The 20,065-nt window shown below is 60.2% G+C and carries 15 protein-coding genes; 10 read left to right on the top strand and 5 right to left on the bottom strand.

Translation table 11 applies throughout. The annotated features are described in order from the left end of the window. Positions 1-185: 185 nt before the first annotated feature. A complete protein-coding gene (locus ACN0SY_RS01355) occupies positions 186-3,866 on the bottom strand; it encodes a vitamin B12-dependent ribonucleotide reductase (RefSeq protein WP_417683963.1) in 3,681 nt (1,226 codons plus the stop codon). A 635-nt stretch (positions 3,867-4,501) separates the two neighbouring features. Between ACN0SY_RS01355 and ACN0SY_RS01350 the strand changes: the two genes are divergently transcribed. Both ACN0SY_RS01350 and ACN0SY_RS01345 read left to right on the top strand, forming a co-directional pair. Further along, positions 4,502-5,194, top strand: coding sequence for a response regulator (locus ACN0SY_RS01350; protein ID WP_417683962.1), 693 nt, complete (start codon positions 4,502-4,504; stop codon positions 5,192-5,194). A gap of 195 nt (positions 5,195-5,389) precedes the next feature. Continuing rightward, entirely contained in the window at positions 5,390-5,776 is a 387-nt protein-coding gene (locus ACN0SY_RS01345) for an NADH:ubiquinone oxidoreductase subunit NDUFA12 (RefSeq protein WP_417683961.1), read from the top strand. 270 nt (positions 5,777-6,046) lie between these two features. Here ACN0SY_RS01345 and ACN0SY_RS01340 read toward each other — a convergent pair whose 3' ends face one another. Next, a complete protein-coding gene (locus tag ACN0SY_RS01340; RefSeq protein WP_417683960.1) occupies positions 6,047-6,715 on the bottom strand; it encodes an alpha/beta hydrolase in 669 nt (222 codons plus the stop codon). Between the two features lie 297 nt (positions 6,716-7,012). On the opposite strand from ACN0SY_RS01340, the gene ACN0SY_RS01335 reads away from it, so the two are divergent. The 8 genes from ACN0SY_RS01335 (at position 7,013) to tenA (ending at position 14,884) form a co-directional block, all read left to right on the top strand. Further along, entirely contained in the window at positions 7,013-8,182 is a 1,170-nt protein-coding gene (locus ACN0SY_RS01335; RefSeq protein ID WP_417683959.1) for a cysteine desulfurase family protein, read from the top strand. Between the two features lie 118 nt (positions 8,183-8,300). Continuing rightward, a complete protein-coding gene (gene sufB / locus ACN0SY_RS01330) occupies positions 8,301-9,773 on the top strand; it encodes a Fe-S cluster assembly protein SufB (protein WP_417683958.1) in 1,473 nt (490 codons plus the stop codon). A 74-nt stretch (positions 9,774-9,847) separates the two neighbouring features. Then, complete coding sequence (sufC, locus tag ACN0SY_RS01325) at positions 9,848-10,600, top strand: Fe-S cluster assembly ATPase SufC (protein ID WP_417683957.1); 753 nt, start codon at positions 9,848-9,850, stop codon at positions 10,598-10,600. 17 nt (positions 10,601-10,617) lie between these two features. Next, entirely contained in the window at positions 10,618-11,937 is a 1,320-nt protein-coding gene (gene sufD / locus ACN0SY_RS01320) for a Fe-S cluster assembly protein SufD (RefSeq protein WP_417683956.1), read from the top strand. Between the two features lie 153 nt (positions 11,938-12,090). Further along, positions 12,091-13,338, top strand: coding sequence for a cysteine desulfurase (locus ACN0SY_RS01315; RefSeq protein ID WP_417683955.1), 1,248 nt, complete (start codon positions 12,091-12,093; stop codon positions 13,336-13,338). 8 nt (positions 13,339-13,346) lie between these two features. Then, on the top strand, positions 13,347-13,748 hold the full coding sequence (locus ACN0SY_RS01310) for an SUF system Fe-S cluster assembly protein (RefSeq protein WP_417683954.1): 402 nt from the start codon (positions 13,347-13,349) through the stop codon (positions 13,746-13,748). Positions 13,749-13,837: 89 nt separating this feature from the next. Further along, positions 13,838-14,221 carry a Fe-S cluster assembly scaffold SufA gene (gene sufA, locus ACN0SY_RS01305; protein ID WP_417683953.1) on the top strand — a complete coding sequence of 128 codons (384 nt, stop codon included), beginning with the start codon at positions 13,838-13,840 and terminating at the stop codon, positions 14,219-14,221. Positions 14,222-14,227: 6 nt separating this feature from the next. Then, positions 14,228-14,884, top strand: a complete 657-nt coding sequence (tenA, locus tag ACN0SY_RS01300) for a thiaminase II (protein ID WP_417683952.1) — start codon at positions 14,228-14,230, stop codon at positions 14,882-14,884. 52 nt (positions 14,885-14,936) lie between these two features. On the opposite strand, the gene ACN0SY_RS01295 is transcribed toward tenA, so the two are convergent. From ACN0SY_RS01295 to parE, 3 genes are all read right to left on the bottom strand, one after another. Continuing rightward, the gene (locus ACN0SY_RS01295) at positions 14,937-15,815 is read right to left on the bottom strand and encodes a GGDEF domain-containing protein (protein WP_417683951.1); all 879 of its coding nucleotides are present in this window, start codon (positions 15,813-15,815) and stop codon (positions 14,937-14,939) included. Positions 15,816-16,122: 307 nt separating this feature from the next. After that, positions 16,123-17,610 (bottom strand): DEAD/DEAH box helicase, encoded by a 1,488-nt coding sequence (locus ACN0SY_RS01290; protein ID WP_417683950.1) that lies wholly within the window; start codon positions 17,608-17,610, stop codon positions 16,123-16,125. 383 nt (positions 17,611-17,993) lie between these two features. After that, entirely contained in the window at positions 17,994-20,063 is a 2,070-nt protein-coding gene (gene parE, locus ACN0SY_RS01285; protein ID WP_417683949.1) for a DNA topoisomerase IV subunit B, read from the bottom strand. Between the last annotated feature and the right edge of the window lie 2 nt (positions 20,064-20,065).

Raw genomic sequence — 20,065 nt, 5'->3', positions numbered from 1 at the left:
TCGTCGGCTCTACTGACGTGGTCTGTCCAATCCTGGCCGTCCACAAATGGCCCGGCATTGACATTAAAACCCCGCCCGATCGTCTCCGATGGGCGGGGTTTCGCGTTTCAGGGCCGTTTGAGCCGTTTATTGGCCTAAATTGGCCATCCTATGCGACTCGGGACATCAGGCCAGAGGCCCGAGGCTTAGCTGCAGCCGCTGGTGGAGCCGCAGGTGTCGCACTTCAGGCAGGTGCCGTTGCGCACCATGGTGAAGTTGCCGCACTCCGAGCAGCTCTCGCCCTCATATCCCTTCATGCGAGCCTGGGCGATCTGCTGGGCCGCGGAGGTCGTCTGCGGGGCAGGAGCGGTTGTCACTTCCACCGCTGCCACGGCTTCGGAACCGCGGGCAAAGGCCTTGGCCACTGCCGACGTCTGGGCTGCCGGCGCATTTGCCGTCGAACCGGAGACCGCATTGGTCAGGTTGCCTGCCGGCTCGTCACCGGAGACCAGGCGGAAACGCTCCGTCTGACCACGGACGAGACCATGGGAGACAACGGCCGGCTGATCGCCGCCGCGCCCTTCCGAGGCGCCGCTGATGGATGTGTTGCCGAAGGCTTCCGGCGGCACATGGGCCAGGTCGTGACGGCCGAGATAGGACACGGCCAGCTCGCGGAAGATGTAGTCGAGGATCGACGTCGCGTTCTTGATCGCCGAATTGCCCTGAACCATGCCCGCCGGTTCGAAGCGGGTGAAGGTGAAGGCGTCGACATATTCTTCCAGCGGCACGCCGTACTGCAGGCCGAGGGAGATCGCGATGGCGAAGTTGTTCATCAGCGAGCGGAAGGCGGCTCCTTCCTTGTGCATGTCGATGAAGATCTCGCCGAGACGGCCGTCCTGGTACTCACCGGTGGTGAGATAGACCTTGTGGCCACCGACGCGCGCCTTCTGGGTGTAGCCCTTGCGGCGGTCCGGCATCTTTTCGCGTTCGCGCACGGCCCGTTCGACGATCCGCTCGACGATGCGTTCTGCGACGACCTCGGCGCGGGCCGCAAGCGGCTTGGCGGCGATGGCCTCGACTGCATCGTCCTCATCCTCGTCCTCATCGGCCAGAAGCTGGGCGTTGAGCGGCTGGCTGAGCTTGGAGCCGTCGCGGTAAAGCGCGTTGGCCTTGAGGGCCAGTTTCCAGGACAGCATGTAGGCTTCCATGCAGTCCTCGACGGTCGCATCGTTCGGCATGTTGATCGTCTTGGAGATCGCGCCGGAGATGAACGGCTGTGCCGCGGCCATCATGCGGATGTGGCTTTCGACCGACAGGAAGCGCTTGCCGATGCGGCCGCACGGGTTGGCGCAATCGAACACCGGAAGATGCTCTGCCTTCAGGAAGGGAGCGCCTTCCAGGGTCATGGCGCCACAGACGTGGGTGTTGGCGGCCTCGATGTCGGCCTTGGAGAAGCCGAGGAACGGCAGGAGCTCGAACTCCGGATCGTTCAGCTGCTCTTCGGTGACGCCGAGCGCCTTCATCTGCTCGTCACCAAGCGTCCAGCGGTTGAAGACGAACTTGATGTCGAAGGCCGAGGCCATGCCACTCTTAAGCTTGGCGAGGCTTTCCTCGGTGAAGCCCTTGGCCGTCAGAGCCGACGGGTTGATCGCCGGGGCCTGATCGATGGACCCGTGACCGACCGCGTAGGCTTCGATCTCGGCAATCTGGCTTTCCGAGTAGCCAAGCACGCGCAGAGCTTCCGGCACGGCTCGGTTGATGATCTTGAAGTAGCCGCCGCCGGCCAGCTTCTTGAACTTCACCAGGGCAAAGTCCGGCTCGATGCCCGTGGTGTCGCAGTCCATGACGAGGCCGATGGTGCCGGTCGGGGCGATCACGGTCGTCTGGGCGTTGCGGTAGCCGTGCTTCTCGCCGAGTTCCAGGGCGCGGTCCCATGCCTTGCGGGCACGTTCGATCAGCGTCTGGTCCGGGCAGGAGGCATGATCCAGCGGCACCGGTGCGGTGTTCAGCTTTTCATAGCCAGCCGCTTCCCCGTGAGCGGCGCGGCGGTGGTTGCGAATGACGCGCAGCATGTGCTCTGCATTGTCCGCGTAGCCCGGGAAGGCGCCGAGCTCACCGGCCATTTCGGCCGAGGTGGCATAGGCGACACCGGTCATGATCGCGGTCAGGGCACCGCAGAGCGCGCGGCCCTCGTCGCTGTCATAGGAGATGCCGGAGGTCATCAGCAGGCCGCCGATGTTGGCATAGCCCAGACCCGTGGTGCGGTAGCGGTAGGAAAGTTCGGCAATTTCCTTGGACGGGAATTGCGCCATCAGAACCGATATTTCCAGAACGATGGTCCACAGACGCGTGGCGTGCTCATAGGCTTCCACGTCGAAGGAGCGGTCCTCGCGGCGGAACTGCATCAGGTTCATGGACGCCAGGTTACAGGCGGTATCGTCCAGGAACATGTATTCCGAGCACGGATTGGACGCGCGGATCTCACCCGAGGCCGGGCAGGTGTGCCAGTCGTTGATCGTGGTGTGGTACTGGATGCCCGGATCGGCGGATGCCCAGGCAGCGTAGCCGATCTGTTCCCACAGTTCCTTGGCCTTGACGGTCTTGACCGTGTCGCCGGTGCGGCGGCCGATCAGGTCCCATTCGCCTTCCTCGACAACGGCATTCAGGAAGCCGTCGGTGACGCGGACCGAATTGTTCGAGTTCTGGCCGGAAACGGTCAGGTAGGCTTCGGAGTCCCAGTCCGTGTTGTAGGTCGGGAACTCGATCTTGGTGAAGCCCTGGCGAGCGAACTGGATGACGCGCTGGATGTAGTTTTCCGGCACCATCATCTTCTTGGCAGCCTTGATTTCCCGCTTGAGGGCAGGGTTCTTGGCCGGGTCGAAGCATTCGCCGTTGTCAGCCTCGCAGTTGACGCAGGCTTTCATGATGGCGGAAAGGTGCTTCTGGCAGATCTTGGAACCGGTGACGAGTGCCGCCACCTTCTGCTCTTCCTTGACCTTCCAGTTGATGTATTCCTCGATGTCCGGATGGTCGACATCGACCACGACCATCTTGGCCGCGCGGCGGGTGGTGCCGCCGGACTTGATCGCGCCCGCTGCCCGGTCGCCGATCTTGAGGAAGCTCATCAGGCCGGAGGACTTGCCACCGCCGGACAGGCGCTCGCCTTCGCCGCGGACGCGGGAGAAGTTGGAACCGGTACCGGAGCCATACTTGAACAGGCGTGCCTCGCGTACCCAAAGGTCCATGATGCCGTTGTCGTTGACGAGATCATCTTCGACCGACTGAATGAAGCAGGCGTGCGGCTGGGGATGCTCGTAGGCGCTTGCGGACTTGACCAGTTCACCGGTCTGGAAATCGACATAGTGGTGACCCTGGCTCGGGCCGTCGATGCCATAGGCCCAGTGCAGGCCGGTGTTGAACCACTGCGGGGAGTTCGGCGCCACCTTCTGGGTCGCCAGCATGTAACGCAGTTCGTCATAGAATGCCTGGGCGTCGGCTTCGCCATCGAAATAGCCGCCCTTCCAGCCCCAGTAGGTCCAGGTGCCGGCGAGACGGTCGAAAACCTGACGGCCGTCGGTCTCCGAGCTGTAGCGATCGGCCTCCGGCAGCTTCTTCAGTGCCTTCTCGTCAGCTTCGTGGCGCCACAGCCAGGACGGAACGGTGTTTTCTTCAACGGCCTTCAGCTTGGCCGGGACGCCGGCCTTGCGGAAATACTTCTGGGCCAGGATGTCGGACGCGACCTGGGAGAACTGGGCCGGCACCTGGATGTCTTCCAGGCGGAAGACGATGGAGCCGTCCGGATTGCGAATCTCGCTCGTGGCCTTCCGGAATTCAACGTCGGCGTAGGGAGATTGACCCTCTTTGGTGTAGCGCCGCTCTATCCGCATTCCATGTCCCCTTGTCTTCGAAGGATCGGGCCAATTTTCAGTCCCCGCCCGACCTCGTCTGTCACCCGCATCATGACCGCCAAGCTGCTATCGGCGATCAACCTGTTTGCGCCGCCACCCTTAGGGGTGTGTCAGTGCAAAACCCTTATCTGGTATCCTGACTGTAGATGGCTACTAGATATAGTGTTCATCAACAGCTTTGTCACGCTATGCGTCTGGAGGCCAGACACACGAAAACCGATCCCCTGAACAGCATGTCTGCCGATTCAGGTGGCTACTCGGGCACTTGAAAACTGGAGGTTTGGAACCGGAAGACCGCTTCCTGATACGCACACCGTGATGTTTAGGAAACTAGTGTAAACGGGTTCTTAACGTCAAGCCGCGAACGACAAGCAGTTGTGTCCAATTTGTGGGCAAGCGCTAAATCTTGTGGGGTGTTGTGGATAGTGGGGAGGTTTTGCAAAAGCTGGAGAAAATGCCGATTGCGCTCTGAAATCGCGCGTTTTCCAGCTGCCGTTTTAATGTTCAACGATTCTATGAAAATTTGAAGAAAAACGCGGCCGGCGATTTCAGCGGGGTTTAAACGCGGCCTGTTTTCCTGACGCCCTAGGGAATGGCGAGGGCTGACAGGGACTATGAAACATCACACCGCATACGGGCTTGGCCTTGAGGATCTTGACGTGGTTATCGTCGAGGACAGCAAGCCGATGCAGACGATCATTCGATCCATCCTGCTGAGTTTCAAGGTCTCCAGAGTGCGGGCGTTCGATTCGGCCGACGAGGCGCTTCAGTCCATGCTCGCCGAACCGCCGAACGTGATTCTGACCGATTGGCGAATGGCGCCGACATCCGGCTACCAGTTGTTGCGCCTGGTCCGCCATCGCCACATGGAGCCGCTCTGCTACGTTCCGATTCTTTTCGTCACGGCTCACGGAACCCGTCCGCTGGTCGACAAAGCGCTCCGGGCAGGGGCACACCATATATTGGTGAAGCCTGTCTCGCCCGCCACGCTCTACAACCGGCTGCGCTGGCTGGTGAACGATGACCGGCCGCTGGTTCTGGAAAATTCCGGCTTTTACAATATTCACGGCATCCAACGTGCGCTTGACGAGCAGGCCGAGAAGATCCAGACCCTTGAAAACGCAAGGACCTATCATGAGCAGGCGATCAGGCGTCTGGTCGAGGTCCAGGGAACCGTCGAGAAGGAATTCAACGCCCAGAAGGGCGAAGACGATGCCGAGCAGGATGCTCCGGTGCCGCCCCGCGATCAGCGTGCCTTCGCAACGGCCAAGCGCCCCTCTCGGCCGCGACTCGCCGCCTCTCGGTGACTGGCCAAAAGTTTCCCGGCCAATAAAACCTGAAGAAGCCTTGGTCTAATGCGCCCCGGCACTGGACAGATCGGTGCCTTGCCTTCATATTCCGCGCGAATAACACTGGCCGCTTCCGATCCATTGGAGTGCCGCGCCGGTGAAGGATAAAATCCGGGCGCTGACCCGGCGCGAAGCACGAAGGACGCCTCGGGGATGAAAAACCTCCTGCTCGAGATCTTCACCTGGTGGAACAGCCAGACCATGGGCACCCGTTTCTTTACGTGGCGCAAGGGCGAGTTCGTCGGCGAGGACGAGTTCGGCAACAAGTATTACCGTGAGCGCGCAGGCAAGAAGCGTTGGGTCATCTACAACGGACCCGCCGAGGCTTCCATGATCCCTCCGGGCTGGCATGGCTGGATGCACCACCGCGTCGATACGCCCCCGACGGACGAGACCTACTACGCAAAGAGCTGGCAAAAGCCGCATCACGGCAACCGTACCGGAACCGCCGAGGCCTACCGCCCGCAAGGCTCGATCCTGACCCCGGAAAGCCGCCCGACGGTTACCGGCGACTACAAGGCCTGGACCCCGGGCGAGTAAGAGATCGGTTGAAGAAAATATTACAAGGCCCGCATTTCGCGGGCCTTTTTGTTTTTGATCGTGTCCATCGGACCGTTACCGAGTTTCCCGGCGCCGCCCCGGACCTGATCCAGAGTCGAGTTGTCCGGCATCGACGGTCCCGGATCAGGTCCGGGGCGGCGCTCTCAATCGTCGGGGGCCGATTTTGTCAGCAGCACCATCGTCACCTGAGGCGACACAATAAAAAAGCCCGCCGGGTGGCGGGCTTTTGAAGTCGGTTCTTGCCGCGGATCATTCGACCGGCAGATAATCCTGGGGCGTGATACCGAGGCGACGGTCGAGATAGCCGCCGCAGCGCTCCATCAGGTCGTCCATGTCATTTTCGAAGAAGTGATTCGCACCCGGAATGATTTCGTGATCGATCACGATGCCCTTCTGGGTCTTCAGCTTGTCGACGAGCGTCTGCACGTCCTTCTGCGGCACGACCTTGTCGTTGTCGCCGTGAACGATCAGGCCGGAAGACGGGCAGGGCGCCAGGAACGAGAAGTCATGAAGGTTGGCGGGTGGCGCAACCGAGATGAAGCCTTCGACTTCCGGGCGGCGCATCAGAAGCTGCATGCCGATCCAGGCACCGAAGGAGAAGCCGGCAATCCAGCAGGCGCGGGCATCCGGATGTACGGTCTGTACCCAGTCGAGCGCCGCTGCCGCATCCGAGAGTTCGCCCTGGCCGTGGTCGAAGCTGCCCTGAGACCGGCCGACACCGCGGAAGTTGAAGCGGAGAACCGCGAACCCACGCTGCGCGAACATGTAATACATCTGATAGACGATCTGGTTGTTCATCGTGCCGCCGAACTGCGGGTGGAGATGAAGAACCAGCGCGATCGGCGCATTGCGCTTCTTTGCGGGATGGAACCGGCCTTCCAGCCGGCCGGCGGGACCGTTGAAGATCACCTCAGGCATGAAGCGTTGTTTCCTTTATTGTCTCCGGAACGCTGAAAGCCGCCCGCCGGAGCACCGATTTAGATACGTGAAACCCCTAAGTCCAAACTTGACTAACAGGTTCCGAGTTTCTAAAACCTTGTTTAGAATTATTCGAAACTCGGCACGCTCCCGGTACCCCATATGGTGTCAGACGGGCGCGTCCTCAATTCGGATTGGGGCACGTTTACGTCATCCGCGCGGAAAATTTCAAGTTTTCCGTGATGCGGGGCGACGAAAACTGCGTCGGGCTTGGTTTAACGGGATATCGAAACGGCAATGGCGTCTCGGCGGCCTCAGGTTTACCTCGATCACAATGCGGGTGCACCCACGCGCCCGCAGGTGCGCGAGCGCATGCTTGAAGTGTTGCTCGATGCCGGCAATGCCTCGTCGGTGCATGGCGCGGGCCGTAAGGCGCGGGGCCGCATCGAGGAAGCACGCGAGGCCGTCGCGCGACTATGTGGGGCACGATCCCGTGCGGTGACCTTCACGTCCGGCGGCACGGAAGCCAATATGACCGTGCTGACGCCACAGTGGCAGGATCAGGGCGAGCCGGTCTATCTCGACCGACTGCTGCGCGGGGCCACCGAGCACCCCTCTGTGGCCTCCGGCGGCCGGTTTCCGGTGTCCAGGCAGGGCGTCATCCCGGTTGACGGGAACGGCGTTGTCCGACTTGACGCGCTTAAAGAGATGCTGGCTGGCGACGAGCGTGTTCTCGTCTCCGTCATGGCGGCGAACAATGAGACGGGTGTCATACAACCACTTGCCGATATCGGGCGTATGACAGCCGAGGCAAATGGTTTCTTCCATGTCGATGCGGTTCAGGCCGCCGGGCGCATGCCCATCGACCTGGATGCCTGGCAGGCGGATGCGGTGACGCTGTCCGCGCACAAGTTTGGCGGCCCTCAGGGTATGGGTGCTTTCGTGGTTCGCTCCACGGCCCGCGTTCCGGCGCCTCTTCTGACCGGTGGCGGTCAGGAGAACTGGCGACGCGCAGGCACTGAGAATGTTGCGGGCATTTGCGGCTTCGGGGTTGCGGCGGAGCTGGCGGCGCAGGAAGCGGTAGTAACCGACCGCATTGCAGCCATGCGGGACTCGCTGGAAGCCGGTATCCGCCATATATGTCCGTCGGTGACGGTGTTCGGCGCAGGTGCGCCCCGTCTGGCGAACACGCTTTGTTTTGCAGTTGAAGGTGTCCCTGCGGAAACCGCGCTGATTGCCTTCGACCTTGAAAATATCTTCCTGTCGTCGGGCTCGGCCTGCTCGTCGGGAAAGGTTTCTGTCTCCCATGTGCTCAGCGCGATGGGAGTGGAGGAAGGCCTGGCTCGCTGCGCCCTGCGCGTGAGCCTTGGCTGGAACACGGCTGAGGAGGATGTCAGCCGTTTTCTAGAGGTTTGGCCGTCCATCGTGGACCGGCTCAATCCGGCGGCCCGGAACCGGGCGGCCTGACGAATTCAGCGCCTCTCGGGGCGTTGCACCAAACAGTCTTCTCTGGCTCCGGCCATTCGAGGAGGCGACAAGACGAGCAATTGCGGGGCCGTAAGGCCGCGTGTAACGGAGTACTGATATGCCCGCTGTGCAGGAGACGATCGATCAGGTCAAAGCGATCGATGTTGACCAGTATAAATACGGCTTTGTCACCGACATCGAGTCGGAAAAGGGCGGCAAGGGCCTGTCCGAGGAAACCGTCCGCTTCCTGTCTGCCAAGAAGGGCGAGCCGGAATGGATGACGGAATGGCGCCTCGATGCGCTGCGCCGTTTCCAGACCATGGAAGAGCCGAACTGGGCACGTGTCGACTATCCGAAGATCGACTTTGACGACCTCTACTACTGGGCGGCTCCGAAGTCCGTCGAAGGCCCGAAGAGCCTCGATGAGGTCGATCCGGAACTGCTGGCGACCTACGAGAAGCTCGGCATTCCGCTGCGCGAACAGGAAATCCTGGCCGGCGTCGAGCCGAAGAACCGCGTCGCCGTCGATGCTGTCTTCGACAGTGTGTCCGTTGTCACCACCTTCAAGGAAGAGCTGAAGAAGGCCGGTGTCATCTTCTGCTCGATCTCCGAGGCGGTGAAGGAATATCCGGACCTGGTGAAGAAGTACCTCGGCTCCGTGGTTCCGGTGACCGACAACTATTACGCCACGCTGAACTCCGCGGTGTTCTCGGACGGATCCTTCGTCTATGTCCCGGAAGGCGTTCGCTGCCCGATGGAACTGTCGACCTACTTCCGCATCAACGAGATGAACACCGGCCAGTTCGAGCGCACGCTGATCATCGCCGACAAGGGCGCCTACGTGTCCTACCTGGAAGGCTGTACCGCTCCCCAGCGCGATGAAAACCAGCTGCACGCGGCTGTCGTTGAACTCGTCGCTCTGGATGACGCGGAGATCAAGTACTCCACGGTTCAGAACTGGTTCCCGGGTGACAGCCAGGGCAAAGGCGGCATCTACAATTTCGTCACCAAGCGTGGTGACTGCCGCGGCAAGAACTCGAAGATCTCCTGGACCCAGGTTGAGACCGGCTCTGCCATCACCTGGAAGTACCCGTCCTGCATCCTGCGCGGCGACAATTCCGTCGGTGAGTTCTACTCGATCGCCGTTTCCAACGGCTATCAGCAGATCGACTCGGGCACCAAGATGATCCACCTGGGCAAGAACACGTCCAGCCGCATCATCTCCAAGGGTATTTCGGCGGGCAAGTCGTCGAACACCTACCGCGGTCTGGTGTCGGCTCACAAGAAAGCATCCAATGCCCGCAACTTCACCCAGTGTGACAGTCTCCTGATCGGTCAGGACTGCGGTGCGCATACGGTGCCCTACATCGAGAGCAAGAACGCATCGGCGGTCTTCGAACACGAGGCGACCACCTCCAAGATCTCTGATGACCAGATGTTCTACTGCCTCCAGCGCGGTCTCGACGAGGAAGGCGCCGTGGCGCTGATCGTCAACGGCTTCGTCAAGGACGTGATCCAGCAGCTGCCGATGGAATTCGCCGTCGAAGCCCAGAAGCTGATTTCGATCTCACTGGAAGGCTCGGTCGGATAACACCGGCGTCACAACCGAATTTGGACGAATTAGGCCCATCGACAGGGCCGTCAAAGACACGAAGGACTATCTCAATGCTTGAGATCAAGAACCTGCACGCCCGCATCGCCGAAGAAGGCACCGAAATCCTGCGCGGCATCGACCTGAAGGTGAACGCCGGCGAGATCCACGCCATCATGGGCCCGAACGGCTCCGGCAAGTCCACGCTCTCCTATATCCTGGCGGGCAAGGAAGACTACGAAGTCACCGAAGGCGAGATCCTGTTCCACGGAGAGAACCTGCTGGACATGGAACCGGATGAGCGCGCTGCTGCCGGCGTCTTCCTGGCGTTCCAGTACCCGATCGAGATCCCGGGTGTCGCCACCATGGAATTCCTGAAGACCGCTCTCAACGCTCAGCGCAAGGCCCGTGGCCAGGCGCAGCTGTCGATCCCGGACTTTATGAAGCTGGTCAAGGAAAAGTCCAAGGACCTGAACGTGTCCATGGACATGCTGAAGCGTCCGCTCAACGTCGGCTTCTCCGGCGGTGAGAAGAAGCGCGCTGAAATCCTGCAGATGTCCCTGCTGGAGCCGAGCCTCTGCGTTCTCGACGAGACCGACTCCGGCCTCGACATCGATGCCCTGCGCATCGTTTCCGAAGGCGTCAACAAGCTGCGCTCCCCGGAGCGCGCGATGATCGTCATCACCCACTACCAGCGTCTGCTCGACCACATCGTGCCGGACGTCGTCCACGTTCTGTCCAAGGGCCGCATCGTCAAGACCGGCGGCAAGGAACTGGCTCTGGAGCTGGAAAAGAACGGCTACGCAGACTACATCGAAGCTGCTTGAGCCGCGGGGAGAAGGTCATGAACGCAACAACCCCGATCAACCACACGCAGGCCGAAGGCGAACTGATCGCTCGCTTCGACGGCGCCAAGGCCGGTCTCGCCGGTTCCGCCGCTGTGACTGCCCTGCGCGAAGCCGCTGCCGGCCAGATCAAGGCCAAGGGCCTGCCGCATCGCCGCGTGGAAGAGTACAAGTACACGGATCTGCGCGCCTACATGAAGTCCGCAGCGCCCTTGGCAGCCGCTGCAACCGCCGCAGAAGCCAAGGCCGTGATCGACGGCTTTGACAGTTACGGCGAACTGGACCGTTACAAGCTGGTCATCGCCAACGGCAGCTTTGTCTCAGAGCTTAGCGACGTGGCCGCTCTGGCCGGTGAAGGCGTCACCGTCACGGACTTCAACGAAGCCCTTGCGGGCGACAATGGCGCCTCGCTGCTGTCTTCCCCGAAGACGGCAGGAGAAGACGGCACCCTTGCTCTCAACACCGCCTTCGTTCAGGGCGGCGTTGTCATCGCGGTCAAGGAAGGTGCGGAAGTCTCCAAGCCGGTCGAACTGATCCAGGTGGCAGTGGGCGAGGGCGCACAGGTCGTGCGCAACCGCATTACCGTGGCCAAGGGCGCGACCTTCAAGCTGCTGGAGACCTTCGCAGGCGACACCGGTACAGGTGAAACCAACACTGTCTTCGACTACGACGTTGCCGACGAAGCGAAGCTCGCCGTGACCCGTCTGGTCGTCGGCAAGGCCGCGGGCGCAAAGCTCTTCACCACGATCGCCCATATCGGCGGCGAGGCGGAGTTCAAGGCGCTCGGCTTCATTGCCGGTCCGTCCTTTGCGCGCAACCAGCAGTTCGTCAACTTCATCGGCGAGAACTCCGAAGCCAAGCTCTATGGCGTGACCATGGCGCGCGGCAAGGATCTGGCGGACCAGACGCTCATCGTCGATCACGCTGTGCCTCATTGCAACAGCCGTGAGTTCTTCAAGACCGTTCTCGACGATCAGGCACGGGGCGTCTACCAGGGCCGCATCAACGTGGCTCCGCACGCCCAGAAGACCGACGGCGAAATGATGACCCAGGCTCTGCTCCTCGGCGAGGATGCGGAAATGGCGAACAAGCCGGAGCTGGAAATCTTTGCAGATGACGTTCTGTGTGCGCATGGCGCAACGAGCGGCCAGATCGATGAAGATCTTCTGTTCTACCTGCGCGCCCGCGGCATTCCGGAAGCCGAAGCTCGTACACTCCTGGTTCTGGCGTTCCTTTCCGAAGCCATCGAGGAATTCGACGAGGAATATGTCACGGACGTGCTCGAGGGCCGCGTTCGCACCTGGCTGGCCGGCGAATAACAGGTGATCGCCGAGGTCAGGGCAACCTGACCACGGCGTCCAGGCTGTCCCGGCCCTGAGCCAGGACGCACGGTCAACGGAAATTGCAGGTCCCGGTGCAAGACCGGGACCGCACGATACGTTTTAAAAGAATGATAGACGGGAGCAGGCGGCATGACGGTCGCGACGGCACAACAGACTGACGCTTACGACGTCGAGGCCATCCGCAAGGACTTTCCGATCCTTGCGCGTGAGGTCTACGGCAAGCCGCTCGTCTATCTCGACAACGGAGCCTCCGCGCAAAAGCCGCAGGCCGTGATCGACGCGGTCACCAAGGCTTATTCCCACGAATACGCCAACGTTCACCGCGGTCTTCACTACCTTTCCAACACTGCGACCGACAACTACGAGGCCGCGCGCGAAACCGTTCGCCGGTTCCTGAACGCACCGACCGTTGACGAGATCGTCTTCACCAAGTCGAGCACCGAGGCGATCAATCTGGTCTCCTATGGTCTCGGGCCGGACTATTTCTCCGAAGGTGACGAGATCGTCCTGTCGATCATGGAGCATCACTCCAACATCGTTCCGTGGCATTTCCACCGCGAGCGCAATGGTGCCAAACTGAAGTGGGTCTATGTGCGCGAGGATGGCTCCTTCGACCTGGACGCCTTCGCCGAAACTTTGACCGATCGCACCAAGCTGGTTGCCATAACACACATGTCGAATGTGCTGGGCACCATCGTTCCGATCAAGGAAGTCTGCCGGATTGCCCATGAGCGTGGCATTCCGGTCATGGTCGACGGCAGCCAGGGCGCCGTTCACCTGCCTGTCGACGTGCAGGATCTGGATTGCGATTTCTACTGCTTCACCGGTCACAAGGTCTATGGCCCGTCGGGCATCGGCGTGCTTTGGGCAAAGACCGAGCGTTTGAAGGCAATGCGTCCGTTCATGGGCGGTGGCGAGATGATTCTGGACGTCACCGAGGATATGGTGACCTACAACGAGCCACCGCATCGGTTTGAAGCTGGAACGCCGCCGATCGTTCAGGCGATTGGCCTTGGTGCCGCGCTTGACTACATGGATGCTATTGGCCGGGACCGGATTGCTGCTCATGAGGCGGATCTTGCGGCCTATGCCCAGGAGCGTCTGTCGGAGATCAACTCCTTGCGCATCTTCGGCACGGCGCCGGGCAAGGGCGCAATCGTGTCCTTCGAGATCAAGGGTGCCCATGCCCATGACGTTTCGACGATCATCGACCGTTCCGGGGTTGCCGTTCGCGCGGGCACCCATTGCGCCCAACCGCTCTTGGCAAAGTACGGCGTAACCTCTACATGTCGCGCAAGCTTCGGGCTTTACAACACGCGGGCGGAAGTCGACGCGCTGTATGAAGCCCTCATCAAGGCACAGGCCTTCTTCGCCTGAGGACAAGCATGAGCACGGACGAAATCACGACGATCGATCACAACGCAGCGGGCGAAGAACTCAAGGCCGAAGTGGCAGCCCCCGCCGCCATTCCGACCGAGGAACTGGAGCGTCTGACGACCGACATCATTGGCGCGTTGAAGACGGTCTACGACCCGGAAATCCCGTGTGATATCTATGAGCTGGGACTGATCTACAAGGTCGACATCGAGGATGACCGCTCGGTCAACATCGACATGACCTTGACGGCCCCTGGCTGTCCGGTGGCAGGCGAAATGCCCGGCTGGGTCCAGAATGCGGTAGAGTCGGTTGCCGGCATTCAGTCCGTCAATGTCGACATGGTCTTTGACCCGCCGTGGACACCCGAGCGCATGTCGGACGAGGCGAAGGTCGCTCTGAACTGGTACTGAGCGGCGGGCCGGTCAATGGCCGTTGCTTTGTAGTTCCGGTCTGACGCCCTATATTGAAGACAGATCTTTTTGCGAATTCGAGGAAACCGATGGCTTCTGCCCGCAAGTTCCAGGTTATGTCCCTGACCGATGCCGCTGCCGACCGCGTCAAGGAGCTTGTCGACAACTCCGACAAGAACGCTCTTGGCCTGCGCGTTGGCATCAAGAAGGGCGGCTGCGCCGGGATGGAATACACCATGGAGCTGGTCGAGGAACAGAAGGCCGGTGATGACGTCATCGAGGACAAGGGTGTGAAGCTCTTCGTCGATCCCTCAGCGGTGCTTTTCCTGCTTGGCACCGAGATGGATTTTGAAGTCACCAAGTTCCGCTCCGGTTTCGTCTTCAAGAACCCGAACGAGGTGTCTGCTTGCGGTTGCGGAGAATCCGTATCCCTCCAGGCCGCCGATCTCAATGCGCTGGCGCCGCAGGCCTGATTTTTCATGCCTCTGTTTGATCGCCTCAAGGCCGAGAACCTGCCTACCTGGCAGGCCTACACGCGCCACGACTTCGTCCGCAGGCTTGCAGACGGATCTTTGCCCGAGAACGCATTTCGGACCTATCTGCAACAGGACTACCTGTTCCTGATCCACTTCTCCCGCGCTTATGCATTGGCCGTCTACAAATCCCAGACGCTTGGGGACATGCGTAATGCACTTGAAGGCCTGAAGGCGATCATGGACGTGGAGATGGATCTGCACGTCGAACTCTGTGCCGGTTGGGGGATCTCCAAAGACGAACTGGAGCGGCTCGACGAAGCAAGCGAAACCATGGCGTACACCCGTTTCGTTCTGGAAACGGGCCTGCGGGGTGACCTGCTGGATCTTCAGGTCGCACTTGCTCCGTGCATTATCGGCTACGCCGAAATTGCACGTGAGAACCGTGCGGCCACCCCGAGCGGCCCCGCCGGCTCTTCCTACCGCCGCTGGATCGATGAATACGCCTCTTCTGCGTATCAGGGCGTTGCCGCAGACTTTGCAAGCTGGATGGATAAGACGGCGGAGACCTACCTGACCGACGCCAGGTTCCCATCGCTGTCGCGTATCTTCAACGAAGCGAGCCGTCTGGAAGCCGATTTTTGGCAAATGGGTCTCAGATAAATCGTCAGAATATATTCTGACAATTCGAGAATGATGCCGGATTCATCCGGGGTCAGGCAACCTGTGAATTGTTGCCGTTTTCCAGATCGACTTCCGTCTTCACATTATTCCGGCCGCTGTGCTTTGCGGCATAAAGCGCTTCATCGGCGCGAGCGATCAGGCTGTGAGCCGTATCGCCTGGTTTGAACGTCGATATGCCGATGGAAATGGTGATCCGTCCAAGATTCTCTCCGGTCGAACGCTTGACCAGCTCTTTCGACATCACTGCAAGGCGGATCTTCTCGGAAATCTCTGCAGCTTCTTCCAATCCCGACTGCGGCAGGATGATCGCGAACTCTTCTCCGCCATAGCGGCATGGAACATCGTGGCTCTTGACGTTCTGCTTGACCGACAGGGCAACAAGCCGGAGAACCTGGTCGCCGGTCTGGTGACCGAATGTGTCGTTGAATTTCTTGAAATGATCAATATCGGTCAGCAGCAACGCGAACGAGGTCTCGCTTTCCTGCGCCTGGGCAACCGTGCGTTCGATAGTACTGTCGAAATGCTTGCGGTTGTTCAAAGTGGTCAGTTCGTCGGTCAGCGATTCATAGCGAATTGCTTCCAGGTTCGCCTGAAGCGCCTCAATCTGGCGTTTCGATTCCAGAAGTTGCGTCTCGAGTCTGCGATTCGAGGTGACCGCCGTGCGCGTCGCCTGGACCATGTTCGTGATGAAAAGTTCCAGCTTTTCCGGGTCGCGCAAGGATTTAAGCTTGGCGCCGGCCTTCTCGAGCGACGAGCCGTAGTCAGAGGTCGCGTCAGCGCTGAGCTTCAGCGTATCGACCAGCCCTTCAACTTCTTGCGACACCTTGGAACCGACATCATTCAGCCTGTCCCCAAGGCGGGTCGGAGCCAGATACTCGCCATAGATGGCCTGCATGTCGTCGGAAGACACGCGGCCTTTTTCCTGGATCACCTGATTGATTGCGCGGTTGAGGCCGAGATTGTATCCCGCAGAATACGTGTACCAAAGCTCATAGGAACGCGGATACGCTGGAAGCGTATTTCGCTTTATGTACGAAAGAGCGGAATCCCCGTACACAATCGTCCGCTTATGGTCGTCGGCATCCGCCATACATAAAACTCACAGTGTTAGAGCTAACGTCGCCGCCCCACATCAGCAGCTGCTCACACCTGTAAAATCCTACAGTAAGGCTTAAAACCGGGTTAAGTCTGGCGCAGTTCGTCTCGTAAAAATGCGATCAGGACGCCTTCTTGGGGCGCGGTTCCCGCAGAAGGAAGGCCGGGATGTGACCGCCATGGCCAAATGCCGGTTCGCCCTTGGACTGGCGATGGTTTCTTGCAGAGCGTTCCGCTGCCGGCTGCTTTGCAGTTTCCTGGCGCTGTGGACGTCGACGTGCCGGGGCAGCGGTTTCCTCTGCCTCTGCCTCTGCCTCTGCCTCCGCAGTCGGAGCCGCAGCCTCATCCGACTTTTCCGGCCGTGGTTTGCGCCGCGACTTGGGCTTTGGTGCAGCTGCCTCGTTGTCCTGTTCCAGATTCTCGGCCTTTGGAGCACGCCGGCCGCGCTTGCGGCTCTTGCGTTCCTGCTCGGCTGCCTCGAAGTCAACAGCTTCGCCGATCCATTCGATGCTTTGCTGTGTCAGACTTTCGATGGCCGAAAGGTATTTCTGGTCGTCCGGCGTTACGATCGTATAAGCGGCACCCTTGCGGCCGGCGCGGCCCGTGCGGCCGATGCGGTGAACGTAGTCTTCCGCATGGATCGGGACGTCGTAGTTGAAGACGTGGCTTACGTCCGGAATGTCGAGGCCGCGGGCGGCAACATCGCTGGCGACAAGAAGGGTAACGTTCCCCTTGCGGAAGTTCTCCAGCATCATCATGCGGGTGCGCTGGTCCATGTCGCCGTGAAGCGCGCCGACATTATAGCCGTGACGCTCGAGGGAGCGGAAAAGGGTTGTGATGTCGCGCTTGCGGTTACAGAAGACAATGGCGTTCTTCAGTTCCTCGGCGCCTTCCAGAAGCTCGCGCAGTGCTGCACGCTTCTCATAGTCCTTCGTCATCGCTGCCTTCAGGCGCTGTGTGACGTTTTCAGACGTGGAGGAGGTGCGAGCAACTTCGACACGGGCCGGATTTTGAAGGAAGGTTTCGGTCAGACGCTGGATTTCCGGCGGCATGGTTGCCGAGAAGAACAGGGTCTGGCGCGTGAACGGAATCAGTTTGCAGATGCGCTCGATATCCGGAATGAAGCCCATGTCGAGCATGCGGTCGGCTTCATCGATGACGAGGATCTCGACGCCCTGAAGCATCAGCTTGCCGCGCTCCACATGGTCAAGCAGGCGGCCAGGCGTTGCGATCAGAACGTCGGCGCCGCGGTCGATGATCCGGTCCTGCTCGGCGAAGGAAACGCCGCCGATCAGCAGTGCGACGTTGAGCTTGTGGTTCTTGCCGTATTTCTCGAAGTTTTCCTGAACCTGCGCTGCAAGTTCGCGGGTCGGTTCGAGAATGAGGGTCCGTGGCATCCGGGCCCTGGCGCGTCCCTTTTCCAGCAACGTCAGCATGGGCAAGGTGAAGCTTGCTGTCTTGCCTGTTCCGGTCTGGGCAATGCCCAGTACGTCTCGGCGTTCAAGCACATGTGGAATGGCTCCTGCCTGAATGGCAGTCGGTTCGTTGTATCCTGCTTCTTCCACTGCAGCGAGAACCTTCTCGCTAAGGCCGAGAGTATTAAAAGACATAGAGCGATTGAGCCCGGATCGTTGATGGACGGATGACGATAACGCGCGGAATTCCGCTGCATTTCGTGGCACACCCTACATTTGTTGCGTCTTGTGTCAACGTGTGAGGTGCCTAAATCTGGACAAATACGCCGTAGGCGCCGAAAAGATAGGTATTTCAGTTAATAAGCGCGTGGCTGGTGAGCGAATTCGCGGCACTTGTTGCGTAGTTGATCAAGTTCTTCTGCGCCAATTTGCAAACTGGCAGCGCTGCGTGACCATGTTGAACTCTTGTGACGCAGCAAGAACAGGGACTGGCAGGCCGCATTTCAAAGGTCTCTCATGCCCTGTTGGGCCTGACTTGCGCGCATCTGGTTGGTCAATGGCCGCTAACGCGTCCCGGCTCAGATATCCAGATCCTCGGCGAACTCGGCGTTTTCCTGAATGAAGTGGAAGCGCGCCTCGGGCTTGTTGCCCATCAGTCGCTCGACAGTGGTGTCGGTGTCTTCCGGAGTACTTACGGTGACCCCGACGCGGAGCATCGTCCGCTTTGCAGGATCCATCGTTGTTTCCTTGAGCTGCGCAGGCAGCATTTCGCCCAGGCCTTTGAAACGTCCGATCTCGACCTTGCCTTTTCCCTTGAAGGTGTTTGCAAGCAATTCGTCCTTGTGCGCGTCGTCGCGGGCATAAAGCGTCTTGCCACCCTGTGTCAGGCGGTACAGGGGCGGAACGGCAAGATAAAGATGGCCGTTCTGAATCAGCTGAGGGGTTTCTCTATAAAAGAAGGTGATCAGGAGTGTCGCGATATGGGCGCCGTCGACGTCCGCATCGGTCATGATGACGACCTTCTCGTAGCGCAGGTCCTCGTCGCGGTACTGGGAGCGTGTTCCGCAGCCCAGCGCCTGGACGAGGTCGTTGATCTGCTGGCTTGCAGCCAGCTTGTCACGGCTGGCGTTGGCGACGTTCAGGATCTTGCCGCGCAAGGGAAGGACTGCCTGGTTCTTGCGGTTTCGAGCCTGTTTTGCTGAGCCGCCTGCCGAATCGCCCTCGACGATGAAGATCTCGGTGCCTTCCGAATTGCTCTGCGAGCAGTCGGCCAGCTTGCCTGGAAGGCGCAGCTTGCGCACCGCTGTCTTGCGCGCGACATCCTTCTCCTGACGGCGGCGAAGGCGTTCTTCGGCCCGGTCAATGACCCATTCCAGAAGCTTGTTCGCCTGGTTCGGTGATGCCGTCAGCCAGTGGTCGAAGGCGTCGCGGATCGCGATCTCGGCAATGCGGGTCGCCTCATTGGTGGCCAGCTTGTCCTTGGTCTGGCCGACGAATTCCGGTTCGCGGATAAATACCGACAACATGCCTCCGGCAGAGGTGAGGACGTCGTCGCCGGTGATCAGCGAGGCCTTCTTGTTGTTGGTCAGCTCCCCATAGGCCTTCAGGCCCCGCATCAGCGCATAGCGCATCCCTGCTTCATGGGTGCCGCCTTCGGGGGTGGGGACCGTATTACAGTAAGAATTGATGAAACCGTCGCCGGCAAACCACGTGACCGCCCATTCTACGGCACCATGTTTGCCGGTGGTCGATGTACGTCCGGCAAAAATGTCGTCGACGACCTTGCGTTCCTTTTCCAGACGCTCGGCCAGAAAGTCCCGCAAGCCACCAGGGAAATGGAAAACCGCCTCGGTCGGTGTTTCATCCTTCTCGCCGATCAGTTCCGGCGCGCAATGCCAGCGGATTTCGACGCCGCCGAAAAGGTAGGCCTTGGAGCGAGCCATCTTGAGCAGGCGTGCCGGCTTGAAGTGCGCCGACTTGCCGAAGATTTCGGGGTCCGGCTTGAACCGTACCTGTGTTCCGCGACGGTTCTGTGTGTCGCCGACAAGTTCGAGTGGACCCTGCGGGTGACCGCGCTTGAAGTTCTGACGGTAGAGCTTGCGCGCCCGGGCAACCTCGACAACGAGGTCTTCGGAAAGGGCGTTCACCACCGACACGCCGACGCCGTGAAGGCCGCCGGAGGTCTCATAGACCTTGCTGTCGAACTTCCCGCCCGCATGAAGCGTCGTCATGATGACTTCGAGTGCGGACTTGTCCTTGAATTTCGGATGGGGATCGACGGGAATGCCCCGGCCGTTATCCGTCACGGTCAGATAACCGTCCGCGGTCAGGGAAACATCAATCCAGGTCGCATGTCCGGCGACGGCTTCGTCCATCGAGTTGTCGATGACTTCGGCAAAGAGGTGGTGAAGGGCCTTCTCATCGGTGCCGCCGATGTACATGCCCGGACGGCGGCGTACCGGCTCCAGCCCCTCGAGGACTTCAATGTCCGCGGCTGAATATTCGCCTTCTGCGCCGGATGCTGCAGGGAGAGGGGCGGGCGTGGGCTTCGGTGCCGGGGACTGAGCAGCAGCAGGCGTGGCTGCGGAAACGTCATCGGGCATTGCCGGTGCTGCATTTCCTGCAAACAGGTCGTTCTTTGCGCTCATGT

The sequence above is a fragment of the Roseibium sp. genome (assembly GCF_048261595.1).
Classification (GTDB): domain Bacteria; phylum Pseudomonadota; class Alphaproteobacteria; order Rhizobiales; family Stappiaceae; genus Roseibium.
This window is presented reverse-complemented; position numbering and strand designations above follow the sequence as displayed.